The following is a 14878-nucleotide window of genomic DNA, read 5'->3' as shown; positions in this document are numbered from 1 at the left end:
ATTTATCAGCTGATTATGTAACTTTCCGAACGTTTCCTCTCTTTTTATCACCCCCTTGCCACTGTTATTTTCTTCACATCATTCTCTGGTGCTTGCCGTCGCATAATTGAAATGATATTAGTAATTTCATAACCGGGGCAGATGAATGTGCTAAATAATAACCGATTGTTAAATTTTCGTACAAAAATGCATCTCAGCGTGGTGCCGCGGCATCCATAACGGGCTGTTGACAGTATCTGTATGAAAACTAAATTCTTTAATGATTTTCTCGCCGCAAGACAGGGCAAGATAGCGGCGTAGAGAAAACCATAAAAGAGAATCCGGTAACATATTTGCAAATTGCATTGGCGGATGAGATGGCCTTTTGGTACTTTCCGCCGTGATCGCTCACTGAACAATACACGTAAATGAGAATTATTATTAAATAACTCGTTGCGGCTGAAACCGCCCCGCCACAGGGGATAAAAGAATCGACGCCAAGGTCGCCGTTTGAGCGGCCGTAATAAATAAGTCGGTGATAGCAAGTAGTAAAGTCTGACAGCAGCATAAACTCCTGCACTGTACAGAATCCCGTTAGGGGAAAAAAACAGGCTGGTTAAATAGCCAGTAATTATAATGAATGGAGTAACAACACAATGACCATCATCACCAAAAAAAGTCTGGTAGCCGCGGGGATTTTGTCTGCGCTAATTACCGCGAATGTTGCTATGGCAGCGGATGTACCTGCAGGGGTGCAGCTGGCGGATAAACAATCGCTGGTACGTAATAACGGCGCGGAAGTGCAATCCCTGGACCCGCATAAAATTGAAGGCGTTCCGGAATCCAACATTAACCGCGATTTGTTTGAAGGGTTAGTGATTGGCGATATTCAAGGCCATCCGATCCCTGGGGCCGCAGAATCCTGGGATAATAAAGATTTTAAAGTCTGGACCTTCCATCTGCGCAAAGATGCGAAATGGTCGGACGGCACGCCGGTTACCGCGCAAGATTTCGTCTATAGCTGGCAGCGTCTGGCGGATCCGAAAACCGCTTCACCTTACGCAAGCTATCTGCAATATGGCCACTTGCTGAATGTTGATGACATTATCGCGGGCAAAAAGCCGATCACCGATCTGGGCGTAAAAGCGATTGATGATAAAACCTTCGAAGTCACGCTGAGCGAACCGGTTCCTTATTTTTATAAACTCCTCGTTCACCCATCCGTTTCTCCGGTGCCGAAAGCCGCCATCGAAAAATACGGCGAGAAATGGACCCAGCCTGCCAATATCGTGACCAACGGCGCTTATAAGCTGAAAGACTGGGTCGTTAACGAACGTATTGTGCTTGAGCGCAATCCGCAATACTGGGATAACGCGAAAACCGTCATTAATCAGGTTACCTACCTGCCGATCTCTTCCGAAGTTACCGACGTTAACCGCTACCGCAGCGGCGAAATCGACATGACCTATAACAACATGCCGATTGAACTGTTCCAGAAACTGAAAAAAGAGATCCCGCAAGAAGTGCATGTCGATCCGTATCTCTGCACCTATTACTACGAAATTAATAACCAGAAAGCACCGTTTACCGATGTCCGCGTCCGTACCGCGCTGAAAATGGCGCTGGATCGCGATATTATCGTTAATAAAGTGAAGAATCAGGGCGACCTGCCGGCCTATAGCTATACCCCGCCGTATACCGATGGCATGAAAGTTGTCAAACCAGAATGGTTTACCTGGTCTCAGGACAAGCGTAACGAAGAAGCGAAAAAACTGCTGGCGGAAGCCGGATATACCGCTGATAAACCGCTGACCTTTAATTTACTGTATAACACTTCCGATCTGCATAAAAAACTGGCTATTGCCGTGGCGTCCATCTGGAAGAAAAACCTGGGGGCTAACGTCAAGCTGGAAAATCAGGAATGGAAAACCTTCCTCGATAACCGTCATCAGGGGACCTTCGACGTGGCGCGTGCCGGCTGGTGTGCGGATTACAACGAACCAACCTCATTCCTGAATACGATGCTGAGCGACAGCTCAAATAACACCTCTCATTATAAGAGCCCGGCTTTCGATAAAATCATCGCCGAAACATTACAAACTAATGATGACGCGAAGCGTGCCGACCTGTATGCGCAAGCAGAACAGCAGCTCGATAAAGATTCTGTGATCGTGCCGGTCTTCTATTACGTCAACGCCCGTCTGGTTAAACCGTGGGTGGGCGGCTATACCGGTAAAGACCCGTTAGATAATATCTACGTTAAAAACCTTTATATTATCAAACATTAATGGCAATACGTGGGGCAGGCGACGCTTGCCCCACCGTGTCTGAATTCATCGCACTCGATAGGCACAGGCCAGAAGGTACGGGCAATGTTAAAATTTATTTTTCGTCGCTGTCTGGAAGCGATTCCGACGCTATTTATTCTTATTACGATCTCTTTCTTCATGATGCGTCTGGCGCCGGGAAGTCCATTTACCGGTGAACGCACGCTGCCGCCGGAAGTGATGGCGAATATTGAAGCTAAATACCATTTAAACGACCCCATCATGACCCAGTACTTCAATTATCTGAAGCAGCTGGCGCACGGTGATTTCGGTCCCTCTTTTAAATATAAAGACTATTCGGTAAACGATCTGGTGGCGTCGAGCTTCCCGGTTTCCGCTAAATTAGGGCTTGCCGCCTTCCTGTTGGCGGTCGTTCTCGGCGTGACGGCAGGGGTTATTGCGGCCCTGAAGCAGAATACAAAATGGGATTATGCGGTCATGGGGGTGGCAATGACCGGCGTGGTGATACCCAGTTTCGTGGTTGCGCCGCTGCTGGTGATGATATTCGCCATCACGCTGCACTGGTTGCCCGGCGGCGGCTGGAACGGCGGGGCGCTGAAATTTATGATTCTGCCGATGGTGGCCTTATCGTTAGCCTATATCGCCAGTATCGCGCGTATTACCCGCGGTTCAATGATTGAGGTCCTGCATTCCAACTTTATCCGCACCGCGCGCGCGAAAGGGCTGCCGATGCGGCGCATTATTTTGCGTCATGCGCTGAAACCCGCTCTGCTGCCGGTTCTTTCTTATATGGGGCCAGCATTTGTGGGGATCATCACCGGCTCAATGGTCATCGAAACGATCTACGGTCTTCCGGGTATTGGTCAGCTGTTTGTGAATGGCGCGCTTAACCGCGACTATTCGCTGGTGCTGAGCCTGACCATTCTGGTCGGCGCGCTGACTATTCTGTTTAACGCGATTGTTGACGTGCTGTATGCCGTTATCGATCCGAAGATTCGCTATTGAGGCTGGAGTTCGCCATGATGTTAAGTAAGAAAAGCAACGAGGCGTTGGAAAACTTCAGTGAAAAGCTGGAAGTCGAAGGACGTAGTTTATGGCAGGACGCCCGCCGTCGTTTTATGCATAACCGTGCCGCCGTTGCCAGCCTGATTGTGCTGGTGATTATCGCGCTGTTCGTGACTATTGCACCGATGGTATCGCAGTTCTCCTACTTCGATACCGACTGGGGCATGATGTCCAGTGCGCCGGATACGACATCCGGCCACTACTTTGGTACCGACTCTTCCGGCCGCGACCTGCTGGTTCGCGTCGCTATCGGCGGGCGTATCTCGCTGATGGTCGGGGTGGCTGCGGCGCTGGTGGCGGTGGTTCTTGGTACGCTCTACGGTTCACTTTCCGGCTACCTGGGCGGCAAAGTCGATTCCGTGATGATGCGTCTGCTGGAGATCCTCAACTCCTTCCCGTTCATGTTCTTCGTTATCCTGCTCGTCACCTTCTTTGGCCAGAACATCCTGCTGATTTTCGTTGCCATCGGCATGGTCTCCTGGCTGGATATGGCGCGTATTGTTCGCGGCCAGACGCTGAGCCTGAAGCGCAAAGAGTTTATCGAAGCGGCGCAGGTCGGCGGTGTTTCAACATTCAGTATTGTGGTTCGGCATATCGTGCCTAACGTACTGGGCGTGGTGGTGGTGTACGCCTCTCTGCTGGTTCCGAGCATGATCCTGTTTGAATCCTTCTTAAGCTTCCTTGGTCTGGGTACTCAGGAACCGCTGAGCAGCTGGGGTGCTCTGCTCAGCGATGGCGCGAACTCTATGGAAGTGTCGCCGTGGCTGCTGCTGTTTCCGGCGGGGTTCCTGGTGGTTACGCTGTTCTGTTTTAACTTTATCGGCGATGGCCTGCGTGATGCCCTCGACCCGAAAGATCGCTAAGGAGCGCCGTCATGAGCACAATTGAAACGGCAAAAGCGCCGCAGGCACAGCAACAATCCGGCCTGCTGCTGGATGTCAAAGATCTCCGCGTCACGTTCAAAACGCCTGATGGCGATGTCACGGCGGTGAATGACCTCAATTTTAACCTGCGAGCCGGGGAAACGCTGGGCATCGTCGGCGAATCGGGTTCCGGTAAGTCGCAGACCGCGTTTGCTTTAATGGGCCTGTTGGCTTCCAACGGTCAGATTGGCGGGTCGGCTCTGTTTAACGGCCGTCAGATTCTCAATCTGCCGGAACGCGAGCTGAATAAGCTTCGCGCCGAACAAATTTCCATGATATTCCAGGACCCGATGACCTCCCTGAACCCGTATATGCGGGTGGGTGAGCAGCTGATGGAAGTCCTGATGTTGCATAAAGGTCTGGGAAAAGCCGAAGCCTTTGAAGAGTCGGTGAAGATGCTGGATGCGGTTAAGATGCCGGAAGCGCGTAAGCGCATGAAAATGTATCCGCACGAATTCTCCGGCGGAATGCGTCAGCGCGTGATGATTGCGATGGCGCTGCTGTGTCGGCCTAAACTGCTGATTGCCGATGAGCCGACAACTGCTCTGGATGTGACGGTTCAGGCGCAAATCATGACCCTGTTGAATGAGCTTAAGCGCGAGTTCAATACGGCGATCATTATGATTACTCACGATCTTGGAGTCGTCGCCGGGATCTGCGATAAAGTGCTGGTGATGTATGCCGGGCGGACCATGGAATACGGCATGGCGCGGGATGTCTTTTATCATCCTTCCCATCCGTACTCTATCGGCTTGCTGAACGCGGTTCCGCGTCTGGACGCCGAGGGCGAGTCGCTGTTGACCATCCCCGGCAACCCGCCAAACCTGCTGCGTCTGCCGAAAGGCTGCCCGTTCCAGCCGCGTTGTCCGCATGCGATGGAGATTTGTCATAGTGCTCCACCTCTGGAGGAGTTTGCACCGGGCCGCCTGCGCGCCTGCTTTCAACCGGTAGGGGATCTGCTATGAACGCCGTTACGGAACAAAGAAAAGTCCTGCTCGAAATTGCCGATCTGAAAGTCCACTTTGATATTAAGGATGGCAAACAGTGGTTCTGGCAGCCGTCCAAAACGCTGAAAGCGGTGGATGGCGTCACGCTGCGTCTCTACGAGGGCGAAACGCTGGGCGTGGTCGGGGAATCCGGCTGCGGCAAGTCGACCTTTGCCCGGGCAATTATTGGTCTGGTGAAGGCGACCGACGGCAAAGTCGCCTGGCTTGGCAAAGATCTGTTAGGCATGAAGCAGGAACAGTGGCGCGATGTTCGCAGCGATATCCAGATGATCTTCCAGGATCCGCTGGCTTCGCTCAACCCGCGTATGACTATCGGCGAAATTATTGCCGAGCCGCTGCGCACCTATCATCCCAAAATGTCGCGTCAGGAAGTCCGTGACCGGGTGAAAGCGATGATGATGAAAGTGGGTCTGTTGCCGAACCTGATTAACCGCTATCCGCACGAGTTTTCCGGCGGCCAGTGCCAGCGTATCGGTATCGCCCGTGCGCTGATTCTCGAGCCGAAGCTGATTATCTGCGATGAGCCGGTTTCGGCGCTGGACGTTTCGATTCAGGCGCAGGTCGTTAACCTGCTGCAGCAGCTGCAGCGCGAAATGGGGCTGTCGCTGATCTTTATCGCTCACGATCTGGCGGTGGTGAAGCATATTTCCGATCGCGTTCTGGTGATGTATCTGGGCCATGCGGTGGAGCTGGGGACTTATGATGAGGTGTACCACAATCCGCTGCACCCCTATACCAAAGCGCTGATGTCCGCGGTGCCGATTCCGGACCCGGATCGGGAAAAGAACAAAACCATCCAGCTGCTGGAGGGGGAGCTGCCGTCGCCGATTAACCCGCCGTCGGGGTGTGTTTTCCGTACGCGTTGTCCCATCGCCGGGCCAGAATGTGCGAAAACGCGGCCGGTGCTGGAGGGGAGTTTCCGACATGCGGTTTCCTGCCTGAAGGTAGACCCGTTATAATCTCTGGGGCTGACGTAGGTCAGCCCTTTTTTTTGCGAGGTTAAACGTGGCTGTTCATTTTCACGCCGCTCGCCAGCGGTTGTATCATTTACTCTTCGATCAAACCCGTCGTTCCGGACGACGATTTGAAGGCCTGTGCGGTATTTTTGCGCTTTTGAGCGTGCTGGTGATTTTTATTGAGTCCGGTCTGGGTACGCAATATCACCTGACGTTTGATGAATGGCACATTTTTGTCTGGCTGGAGCTGTTTGTCACCGCTGTTTTTACCCTCGAATATTTCCTGCGTATTATCAGCTGGCCGAAACCCTTCAGCTATATTTTCAGCTTTTGGGGGGTGATAGATTTAGCCACCATCCTGCCGCTCTATGTGATGTGGATGTGGCCGGAAATGAGCCTCAATTATGTCTTTGCGTGGCGGGCGATGCGGGCGATTCGCTGCTTGCGTATTCTTAAACTGCTGCGCTTTATGCCGTCATTGAATATTTTCTGGGCGGCAATCGTTAGCGCCCGCCATCAGCTGATCCTCTTTTATTCCTTTATTGCCATCGTGATGGTTATCTTTGGTTCGCTGATGTATCTGATTGAAGGGCCGCAGTATGGGTTTACCACCTTAAATGCATCGGTCTACTGGGCGATTGTGACCATTACGACGGTAGGGTATGGCGATATTACGCCGCATACGCCGATCGGCAGAATTCTGGCCTCGGTTCTGATCTTAATCGGCTATTCCATTATCGCCATCCCGACCGGGCTTATCACCACGCATATGACCAGCGCATTACAACATCGCCGCGCGCGCGTGTGTCCAAACTGTCAGCACGCCGCGCATGATAAAAATGCGCGTTTTTGCAACGCCTGCGGGAGTGAACTGCCGGAATAGTCGGGAAGAAAAATAAAACGGCAGGCGGTGTGGTGACCGTCTGCCGTTTTTTGTGCTTTAGTATGGGAGAGGCTTATTCACGCCACAGAATATGGCACAGCTTATGGTCTTTTTCACGGCACAGCAGAATACGCGCAAAGATATCGTTAATTTCGCCGCCATCGGTATCGGCAAGACCAATCACGACTTCGGCGAAAAAGTCCGGGTTGAGGTCATAATCGACATGCTCTTCCCAGTCCGGCGCGGGGTCAAACAGCTCGGCGCCGCCGCGTTCTTCAAACTGCAGGTTAAACAGAATGACATCCGCCGGATCGAGGTTGTCGACAGCCAGCTCCAGGAAGATGTCATAAGCTTGTTCAAGCGTTTCGTCTTCGGTCAGGCGATTGTTTAAATCCATATCCATGATTGCTACCCGTTAAACATCTGATTGGCACGTTTTACAGCAACGGACTGAAGAAGTAAAACAGTCGCTCGGTGATCCGCTGCCAGAGCGGTCGTTTTAACCACAGCCGCGCGTCCAGCAGGCGCGAACGGGAAATATAATCGTCCTGAACGGCCGCCAGATCGCCGCCGAATCCGACGTCGTCAATGACCAGCGTGATTTCGAAATTAAGCCACAGGCTGCGCATATCGAGATTCACGGTACCGACCAGGCTGAGCTCGCCGTCGACCAGTACGCTTTTGGTATGCAGCAGGCCGCCTTCAAACTGATAAATTTTAACCCCGGCCGCCAGCAGCTCGGTAAAGAAGGCCCGACTGGCCCAGCCAACCAGCAGCGAATCATTCTTACGCGGCAGGATAATGCTGACGTCGACCCCGCGTTGCGCCGCGGTGCAGATAGCATGCAGCAGATCGTCGCTGGGCACGAAGTAAGGGGTGGTCATGATCAGATGTTCTTTGGCGGAATAGGCGGCGGTGAGGAGCGCCTGATGAATCAGGTCTTCCGGGAAACCGGGGCCAGAAGCAATGGTATGAATCGTGTGTCCGCTGGCTTCTTCAAAGGGCATAATATTGAGATCCGGCGGCGGCGGTAAAATACGTTTGCCGGTTTCAATTTCCCAGTCGCAGGAGTAGACGATGCCCATCGCCGTGGCGACCGGGCCTTCCATCCGCGCCATCAGATCAATCCACTGCCCGACGCCGGAATCCTGTTTAAAGAAGCGCGGGTCGACCATGTTCATACTGCCGGTATAGGCAATATAGTTATCAATCATCACCATTTTGCGGTGCTGGCGCAGATCCATGCGGCGCAGAAAAACACGCATCAGGTTGACCTTCAGCGCTTCGACCACCTCGATACCGGCGTTACGCATCATGGCTGCCCACGGGCTGCGGAAAAAGGCGACGCTGCCGGCGGAATCAAGCATCAGGCGGCAGTGAACGCCGCGCCGCGCCGCCGCCATCAACGATTCCGCGACCTTATCGGCCATGCCGCCAGGTTGCCAGATGTAAAACACCATCTCAATATTGTGCCGCGCCAGCTGGATATCGCGCATCAGCGCCTGCATCACGTCATCAGATTCGGTCAACAGCTGTAGCTGATTGCCCTTAACGCCGGCGATCCCCTGACGGCGTTCGCAGAGCTTAAACAGCGACTCGGCGACCGGGCTGTTATCCTCGGCAAAAATATGTTTGCAGGCTTTGAGATCGTTTAGCCATTTAGCGGTGGAGGGCCACATCGCCCGGGCCCGTTCCGCACGACGTTTACCCAGGTGCAGCTCGCCAAATGAGAGATAGGCAATAATACCAACCAGCGGAAGAATATAGATAATCAGCAACCACGCCATTGCTGAAGGTACGGCGCGCCGTTTCATCAGAATGCGTAATGTTACACCGGCGATGAGTAACCAGTAACCGAGGATGACCAGCCAGTTCACCACCGTGTAAAAGGTTGTCATAGATGAAAAATCCTTTTGAATAACTCTATGTCATGAGTTTACGCATCAACATCCATCTGGCAAATAAAAACGCAGCGAAAGCGTTGGTCAGCCAGATTCATGGGTTTATAATGTGGTCTGTTTTTCACTTGTAGAGTAGTAGCAATGAAGCGTAGTAGAACGGAAGTAGGGCGCTGGCGCATGCTAAGACAGGTGAGTCGCCGCAAGTCCCGCTGGCTGGAAGCCCAATCGCGCCGCAACATGCGCATCCTCTCCATCAGGAAGGAACTGGTGAAACGACAACGTGGTTCCCTGCTGTTTGTCTTCACTGAGTACTGATATAAAAGGCACCGTTTACGGTGCCTCTGTTTTGCTGTCGGACGATCTCAGAATACTTTCTTGTAAGGCTTCACGGAGACGTTCTGATACACGCCAGCCGCGATGTAAGGGTCATCATTTGCCCATGCTTTTGCGACTTCCAGCGATTCAAATTCCGCAATGACCGTTGAGCCAGTAAACCCGGCGGCGCCAGGCTCATTACTGTCGACGGCAGGCATTGGCCCGGCGGTCAACAGGCGACCTTCATCTTGTAACAGCTGCAAACGTGCCAGGTGGGCGGGACGTACCGACAAGCGTTTTTCCAGAGAATCGGCAATGTCTTCAGCGTAGATAACGTAAAGCACGGCAAGGCTCCTTATCAATAAACAGGCGAATCACGTTAAGTGAATCCGTCGTTGACTGCAATGTAAAGATGCGTACCGGCTTAAAATGCCATGCTTCAGAAATTTTTTCCCACAAAACGGGGCAAATTTTGATGCAAGATAACAAGGCTTATTGAATATGATTGCTATTTGCATTTAAAATCGGGGCATCATTTTTCAACAGAAACGACTATGAGCGCAATGACCCTTGATTTACCTCGCCGCTTCCCGTGGCCGACGCTGCTGTCCGTGGCTATCCACGGTGCCGTTGTGGCGGGGTTGCTTTATACCTCGGTACATCAGGTTATTGAACGGCCCTCTCCCTCGCAACCCATCGAAATTACGATGGTTGCGCCGGCAGATCTCGAACCGCCTCAGGCCGCGCAGCCGGTAGTGGAACCCGTTGTTGAACCGGAGCCTGAACCGGAAGTCGTGCCGGAACCGGAGCCGCCAAAAGAAGCGCCGGTCGTCATTCACAAGCCCGAACCCAAACCGAAGCCGAAGCCTAAACCGAAGCCGAAGCCGGAGAAGAAGGTTGAGCAGCCGAAGCGTGATGTGAAACCGGCGGAAACGCGCGTGGCTTCACCGTTTGAAACGACCAATACCGCGCCAGCGCGTACGCAGCCGAACGCCGCACCGGCAACGGCGAAACCGACTCTGACCGCGCCGAGCGGCCCGCGAGCGCTAAGCCGCAACCAGCCGGCATACCCGGCACGTGCCCAGGCGTTGCGCATCGAAGGCTCTGTTCGCGTCAAGTTTGATGTCACGCCAGATGGGCGGGTGGATAACGTAGAAATTCTCTCTGCGCAGCCAGCCAACATGTTTGAACGCGATGTGAAAAACGCGCTGCGCAAATGGCGCTATGAAGCGGGCAAACCAGGAACCGGCGTCACCATGACGATCAAATTCCGTCTGAAGGGCGTAGAGATTAGCTGACCGTGTTGTAATCAGGCCCCTTATGGGGCCTTTTCCATTAATACCGCATCCAGCGCTTTCTGTGCCGTCACCAGATGCTGACCGCCGAATAAAATCGCCCGGTTTAACAACGTGTAGAGCTGATAAACCGGCTGACGCTCAAGGAAACCGGAGGGCAGCGGCGATATTGACTGGTAGCCATCGTAGATCTGCGGTGGCTGTTCAGGGTGCAGCGGCAGCATCGCCAGATCGCACTCTCTGTCTCCCCAGTAACAGGCGGGATCGAAGATGTAGGGGCCGTTGGGTCCTAGCGCGCAGTTCCCCGACCACAAATCACCATGTAGCAATGACGGTTGAGGCTGGTGATTGCTCAGACGCTGCTGCACATTATCGACGATGCTGTCGATATCACCGAAGCTGAGCCCTTTTTCGGCAGCCAGCTCCAGCTGCCAGCCGATACGCTGTTCGGCAAAGAAAGTCGACCAGCGGCGTTGCCAGGCGTTGGGCTGCGGGGTGGTGGAAAGGTCGTTATCAAAATCCAGCCCAAACTGCGGCTGATCGCTCCACTGATGCAGATGCGCAATATGCTGACCGAGTAAGAAGGCGTTGTGCGCGTCCAGCGGGCGAGGGGGCAGATATTCCATGACCAGGAAACTGTAGTCGCGATCGCTGCCAACTGCATAAACCTGCGGAACGCTAACGGTTTTACTCCGCGACAGCAGCTCAAGCTGGTCTGCTTCAGCGGTAAAGATAGGCAGAAGCTCGCGCTCATCACATTTAACAAAGTAGTCCCGTCCGCCGAAACGTAAATGCCAGGCCGCATGAATTTCACCGCCGGGCAGTTCGTTGCGAAGTTCGATTTCAGCTGTTTCGGAATGCCAGTCGCTTAACAACGTGCTGATAGCTTGCCACATGCTGTCTCTCCCCTTGTTTTCCACCATTTCATAAGGTTAGCCCATAACCCCGGTGTAAAATTCGAACTGACGCACAACTGGCGCGCTCCGCTGCACGAATCGCACTTATTGAGCTTTCAACCACTCGGCAAATGTGGTGACGGTAACATCAACGGGGCGACCCAGCGCCGTTTCCGCCAATCCGGCGCTAAGCGCTTTGACCTCGTCGGCGCTTTGCGCGGAAATCAGGCCAAAGGTATTCGTACCCAGTTCATGGACCTTGCCGTTTTCGTCATTCAGCACAAGAGTAAATCCTGCGCGGGTGAGATGATTACTTAGCTCGTTAATTTCAGTCAGCGTCTCTTCCTGAAAGTTAACCGTGACGACGCGGGTAACAATTTCTGTGCTCATTTTTCACCCTGTTGTAATCCATGGAATTTTCAGCATAGACCATGATGATGATTTGGCGACTCCCTCTGCGCCAGCAGAGGGAAGGGGAACTAGCGACCGCACAGGTAAGTATAGATTTTGTGCGTGTTTTCCAGCGAGCACAGACGGGTACCCTGGTTAATGGTGGCGGCGCTACCGGCGGCGACGCCGAAGCGGACCATATCCTCCAGACTGGCATCTTCCGCCAGGCGCAGGGTCATTGCGCCGACCATGCTGTCGCCGGCGCCAACGGTACTTTGGCTTTTCATCGGCGGCGGCACGACCTGTACACTGCCGCTGGCATCTACCCCCAGCGCACCCTGTGGGCCGAGTGAGACGACAACCCGGCGGACCTTACCCGAACGAATCAGCTCCTCCGCCGCACGTCGAACGTCATCGGGTTGGCTCAGATCGCGCCCCACCAGGGCACTCAGCTCTTTTTGGTTAGGCTTGACGAGCTCAATATTACCGACATCAAGAGCGGCAGCCAGCGCCTCGCCCGAACTATCAATGATGCAGCGAAGCCCGTGACGCTGCGCGCTTTTGACTAACTGAGTCAGGTTATCAACGCCGATGCCAGGCGGCAGGCTGCCGCTCACCACCAGCAATGAGCCGCTCTCGATTGCCAGAACCTTTTCTTCGAGACGACGGAACTCCTCTTCCGTTAAGGCGGCGCCAGGCATCACGAAGCGGTATTGTTCGCCGCTGGCGCCCACGTGCACATGCAGATTTTGCCGCGTCCAGTCTTGCGCTTCGACAGGCTCAACCGGGACCTGTTCTGCAGTGAGTAGCGCCGTAAGGTGTTCGCCGGTGGCGCCACCGGCCGGGTAGATGGCCGTTGCGTTACCACCGAGAAAGGTGATGGCACGTGCGACGTTGATACCGCCGCCGCCGGGTTCGAAAACCGGTGCGCTGCAGCGGAGTTTTCCTTCAGGATACATTTGCGGTGTCAGCGTTGCGCTGTCGAGTGAGGGAGCCAGCGTTAGCGTATAGATTTTGGTCATCTAATTTCCTCCATGATACGGGTTAAGCTGTTGTGTTTTTAAGCATGGCACTTCTTACCGGGAAGGGGAAGCGATTGCCGGTCGCGATTTGTAAAGCGCTTTTTATTTTTATCTTTATGAAATAAAGATTGTTCTAAGAGCTGTCTTATTCAAAAAATGAAATAGTAATTGATTGCTATGTTAATCGTGCTTTTTTATAATTCTTTGCCTTTCATTGGACCTGCAAGATACAAATATCATTCAAGATGCGTCGAGGCGGCGAGGGAAGCTATCCCACGAAAGCACAGTTCATACTGTGTGGGGGATGTCTTAGTGACGCCAGCAAAGAAGTAGCCTGAAGGATGACGCGTATAGCGATCCTTGCGAAAGTTTCCGGGACCAGCTGGGTCTCTCTTTTTGTTGTACGGACTCTAAATTAAATGAAGCTTTTGAAGACAGTACCCGCAGCGGCATTGCTGGCGGGGGGGCTCTTTGCGTCTGCGCACGCATTGGCCGATGATTCCGTTTTTACTGTTATGGATGACCCTTCCACTGCCAAAAAACCTTTCGAAGGTGCGGTTAACGCCGGTTATCTGGCGCAGTCCGGAAATACGAAAAGTTCTTCAATGACCGCGGATTCTACGTTGACCTGGTACGGCGATACGACGGCATGGTCGCTGTGGGGTAACGCCAGCAACACATCGTCCAACGATCAGCGCTCCTCCGAAAAATACGCGGTTGGCGGCCGTAGTCGCTACAACCTGACCGACAGCAACTACGTGTTTGGCCAGGCCAGCTGGTTGACTGACCGCTATAATGGCTACCAACAACGCGACGTTTTAACCGCGGGTTATGGTCGCCAGATTCTGAACGGTCCGGTCCACAGCCTGCGCTTTGAATTTGGTCCTGGCGTGCGCTATGACGAGTATACCGATGGCGATAATGATACCCAGCCGCTGGGCTATGCTTCCGGTACCTGGGCCTGGCAGATGACCGATAATACCAAGTTCACCCAAGGGGTGTCGGTGTTTGGTGCCCAGGACACGACGCTGAACTCGGAAAGTGCCCTGAACGTCGCTATCAATGCGCATTTTGCACTGCGGGTTGCCTACAACCTGACCTGGAACTCCGAGCCGCCGTCATCGGCACCGAATCATACCGACCGCCGCACGACGCTGTCTCTGGGTTATAAGATGTAATTTATTTCAGGCCGGGAAACCGGCCTGATTGTTTTAAAATTCACAACCGCTGGCATTATTATTTTTGGTCTTTTGTTTTGTTTTTTATAAAAAGAAAATAACTCCATAATTTCCTCATAATTCATTTTTTCCTGACAACTCTGCAGATAATTTGACACAAATAGCTAAATATTTAGTCGGACAAAAGTGTGATCGGGATCTATACTGTTGACTATCGACGAAGATGAGATCTTTGCCGGACTACCTTCAGTAAATAAGAGAATCACCATCATGAAAAATAGCAAAATCGCGACTGCGGCTGTGATGCTGTGCACCCTGTCTTTTGGCGCATTCGCCGCTAACCCGGTCCCGCAGCCAGGCAACACCGACCATACGCAGGTCGGTATTGCTAAAGCTACCGATGTTGAAGCCGGATCAAATATTGCTCCCGGTTCACAATCAACGGGTCACTCTATGGATGATGCATTTAATGTCCATACCCTTGTTGCCGGCGAGTGGTCCTGATTTTCATCTGTAGATAATATGATGACATTTCAGGGGATATAAAGCCGGGTAGAGATGTACCGGTTTATTTCCTGAAGAGTGGTCAAAGGCGATTCTTCCACTTTGCTATTTCTTGCCATTACCTGTTGTGGCGCGAGCTGTTTTTCTTTTTTCATCCGTCGTCCCGTCATGTTTTCCTGTGGCTGAATATCCAGCGCATGATTTCTGTCCCCCTTGTTTTATCCCTGACCGCCACCATTTATCTTGTTCTGACTTTTAACACGCACTAATGATGTG

Annotated in this window: 16 protein-coding genes; 10 read left to right on the top strand and 6 right to left on the bottom strand. The window is 52.9% G+C overall.

The window, feature by feature from the left end; all coding sequences use genetic code 11:
• Positions 1-635 precede the first annotated feature (635 nt).
• The 6 genes from oppA (at position 636) to BV390_RS14265 (ending at position 7101) form a co-directional block, all read left to right on the top strand.
• On the top strand, positions 636-2267 hold the full coding sequence (oppA, locus tag BV390_RS14290; RefSeq protein WP_032697388.1) for an oligopeptide ABC transporter substrate-binding protein OppA: 1632 nt from the start codon (positions 636-638) through the stop codon (positions 2265-2267).
• Between the two features lie 84 nt (positions 2268-2351).
• Positions 2352-3272: an oligopeptide ABC transporter permease OppB gene (oppB, locus tag BV390_RS14285; protein WP_004863406.1), complete on the top strand. Its 921-nt coding sequence runs from the start codon at positions 2352-2354 to the stop codon at positions 3270-3272.
• A gap of 14 nt (positions 3273-3286) precedes the next feature.
• Complete coding sequence (gene oppC / locus BV390_RS14280) at positions 3287-4195, top strand: oligopeptide ABC transporter permease OppC (RefSeq protein ID WP_032687122.1); 909 nt, start codon at positions 3287-3289, stop codon at positions 4193-4195.
• Between the two features lie 11 nt (positions 4196-4206).
• Positions 4207-5220: an ABC transporter ATP-binding protein gene (gene oppD, locus BV390_RS14275; RefSeq protein WP_032687123.1), complete on the top strand. Its 1014-nt coding sequence runs from the start codon at positions 4207-4209 to the stop codon at positions 5218-5220.
• Positions 5217-6221 (top strand): murein tripeptide/oligopeptide ABC transporter ATP-binding protein OppF, encoded by a 1005-nt coding sequence (oppF, locus tag BV390_RS14270; protein ID WP_032687124.1) that lies wholly within the window; start codon positions 5217-5219, stop codon positions 6219-6221. The genes oppD and oppF overlap by 4 nt, the downstream gene beginning before the upstream one ends.
• Positions 6222-6267: 46 nt before the next feature.
• Positions 6268-7101 (top strand): ion transporter, encoded by an 834-nt coding sequence (locus BV390_RS14265; protein ID WP_032697386.1) that lies wholly within the window; start codon positions 6268-6270, stop codon positions 7099-7101.
• A gap of 73 nt (positions 7102-7174) precedes the next feature.
• Here the strand turns inward: BV390_RS14265 and BV390_RS14260 are convergent, their stop codons facing one another.
• Positions 7175-7504 (bottom strand): HI1450 family dsDNA-mimic protein, encoded by a 330-nt coding sequence (locus BV390_RS14260; protein WP_004863389.1) that lies wholly within the window; start codon positions 7502-7504, stop codon positions 7175-7177.
• A 34-nt stretch (positions 7505-7538) separates the two neighbouring features.
• Entirely contained in the window at positions 7539-8999 is a 1461-nt protein-coding gene (gene cls, locus BV390_RS14255; protein WP_004863387.1) for a cardiolipin synthase, read from the bottom strand.
• A gap of 144 nt (positions 9000-9143) precedes the next feature.
• Here cls and BV390_RS30695 point away from each other — a divergent pair, with 144 nt between their 5' ends.
• The gene (locus BV390_RS30695; RefSeq protein WP_004863385.1) at positions 9144-9317 is read left to right on the top strand and encodes a YciY family protein; all 174 of its coding nucleotides are present in this window, start codon (positions 9144-9146) and stop codon (positions 9315-9317) included.
• A gap of 47 nt (positions 9318-9364) precedes the next feature.
• Here BV390_RS30695 and BV390_RS14250 read toward each other — a convergent pair whose 3' ends face one another.
• Positions 9365-9661, bottom strand: coding sequence for a YciI family protein (locus BV390_RS14250; RefSeq protein ID WP_004863379.1), 297 nt, complete (start codon positions 9659-9661; stop codon positions 9365-9367).
• Between the two features lie 210 nt (positions 9662-9871).
• Here BV390_RS14250 and tonB point away from each other — a divergent pair, with 210 nt between their 5' ends.
• Complete coding sequence (gene tonB, locus BV390_RS14245) at positions 9872-10615, top strand: TonB system transport protein TonB (RefSeq protein ID WP_032687126.1); 744 nt, start codon at positions 9872-9874, stop codon at positions 10613-10615.
• Positions 10616-10635: 20 nt separating this feature from the next.
• Here the strand turns inward: tonB and BV390_RS14240 are convergent, their stop codons facing one another.
• The 3 genes from BV390_RS14240 to pfkB form a co-directional block, all read right to left on the bottom strand.
• On the bottom strand, positions 10636-11508 hold the full coding sequence (locus BV390_RS14240) for a fructosamine kinase family protein (protein ID WP_032687127.1): 873 nt from the start codon (positions 11506-11508) through the stop codon (positions 10636-10638).
• A 105-nt stretch (positions 11509-11613) separates the two neighbouring features.
• The gene (gene ghoS / locus BV390_RS14235; protein WP_004863372.1) at positions 11614-11898 is read right to left on the bottom strand and encodes a type V toxin-antitoxin system endoribonuclease antitoxin GhoS; all 285 of its coding nucleotides are present in this window, start codon (positions 11896-11898) and stop codon (positions 11614-11616) included.
• An 89-nt stretch (positions 11899-11987) separates the two neighbouring features.
• On the bottom strand, positions 11988-12920 hold the full coding sequence (gene pfkB / locus BV390_RS14230) for a 6-phosphofructokinase II (RefSeq protein WP_032687128.1): 933 nt from the start codon (positions 12918-12920) through the stop codon (positions 11988-11990).
• 419 nt (positions 12921-13339) lie between these two features.
• Here pfkB and BV390_RS14225 point away from each other — a divergent pair, with 419 nt between their 5' ends.
• Together BV390_RS14225 and BV390_RS14220 are read left to right on the top strand one after the other, a co-directional pair.
• On the top strand, positions 13340-14098 hold the full coding sequence (locus BV390_RS14225) for a DUF481 domain-containing protein (protein ID WP_004863367.1): 759 nt from the start codon (positions 13340-13342) through the stop codon (positions 14096-14098).
• 270 nt (positions 14099-14368) lie between these two features.
• Positions 14369-14602 (top strand): YdgH/BhsA/McbA family protein, encoded by a 234-nt coding sequence (locus BV390_RS14220; protein ID WP_015584102.1) that lies wholly within the window; start codon positions 14369-14371, stop codon positions 14600-14602.
• The last annotated feature ends 276 nt before the right edge of the window (positions 14603-14878 follow it).

Source organism: Klebsiella sp. YJ (genome assembly GCF_002108615.1).
Lineage (GTDB): Bacteria > Pseudomonadota > Gammaproteobacteria > Enterobacterales > Enterobacteriaceae > Klebsiella > Klebsiella planticola.
Note: the sequence above shows the minus strand (reverse complement) of the source record. Positions and strands in the feature narration are given on the sequence as shown.

Bases quoted from the DNA above. Each gene is read 5' to 3' on its own strand.
- oppA (WP_032697388.1), top strand. From the start codon at position 636: ATGACCATCATCACCAAAAAAAGTCTGGTAGCCGCGGGGATTTTGTCT.
- BV390_RS14225 (WP_004863367.1), top strand. From the start codon at position 13,340: ATGAAGCTTTTGAAGACAGTACCCGCAGCGGCATTGCTGGCGGGGGGG.
- oppF (WP_032687124.1), top strand. From the start codon at position 5,217: ATGAACGCCGTTACGGAACAAAGAAAAGTCCTGCTCGAAATTGCCGAT.
- BV390_RS14260 (WP_004863389.1), bottom strand. From the start codon at position 7,504: ATGGATATGGATTTAAACAATCGCCTGACCGAAGACGAAACGCTTGAA.
- pfkB (WP_032687128.1), bottom strand. From the start codon at position 12,920: ATGACCAAAATCTATACGCTAACGCTGGCTCCCTCACTCGACAGCGCA.
- BV390_RS30695 (WP_004863385.1), top strand. From the start codon at position 9,144: ATGAAGCGTAGTAGAACGGAAGTAGGGCGCTGGCGCATGCTAAGACAG.
- BV390_RS14220 (WP_015584102.1), top strand. From the start codon at position 14,369: ATGAAAAATAGCAAAATCGCGACTGCGGCTGTGATGCTGTGCACCCTG.
- oppC (WP_032687122.1), top strand. From the start codon at position 3,287: ATGATGTTAAGTAAGAAAAGCAACGAGGCGTTGGAAAACTTCAGTGAA.
- cls (WP_004863387.1), bottom strand. From the start codon at position 8,999: ATGACAACCTTTTACACGGTGGTGAACTGGCTGGTCATCCTCGGTTAC.
- oppD (WP_032687123.1), top strand. From the start codon at position 4,207: ATGAGCACAATTGAAACGGCAAAAGCGCCGCAGGCACAGCAACAATCC.
- ghoS (WP_004863372.1), bottom strand. From the start codon at position 11,898: ATGAGCACAGAAATTGTTACCCGCGTCGTCACGGTTAACTTTCAGGAA.
- oppB (WP_004863406.1), top strand. From the start codon at position 2,352: ATGTTAAAATTTATTTTTCGTCGCTGTCTGGAAGCGATTCCGACGCTA.
- BV390_RS14240 (WP_032687127.1), bottom strand. From the start codon at position 11,508: ATGTGGCAAGCTATCAGCACGTTGTTAAGCGACTGGCATTCCGAAACA.
- tonB (WP_032687126.1), top strand. From the start codon at position 9,872: ATGAGCGCAATGACCCTTGATTTACCTCGCCGCTTCCCGTGGCCGACG.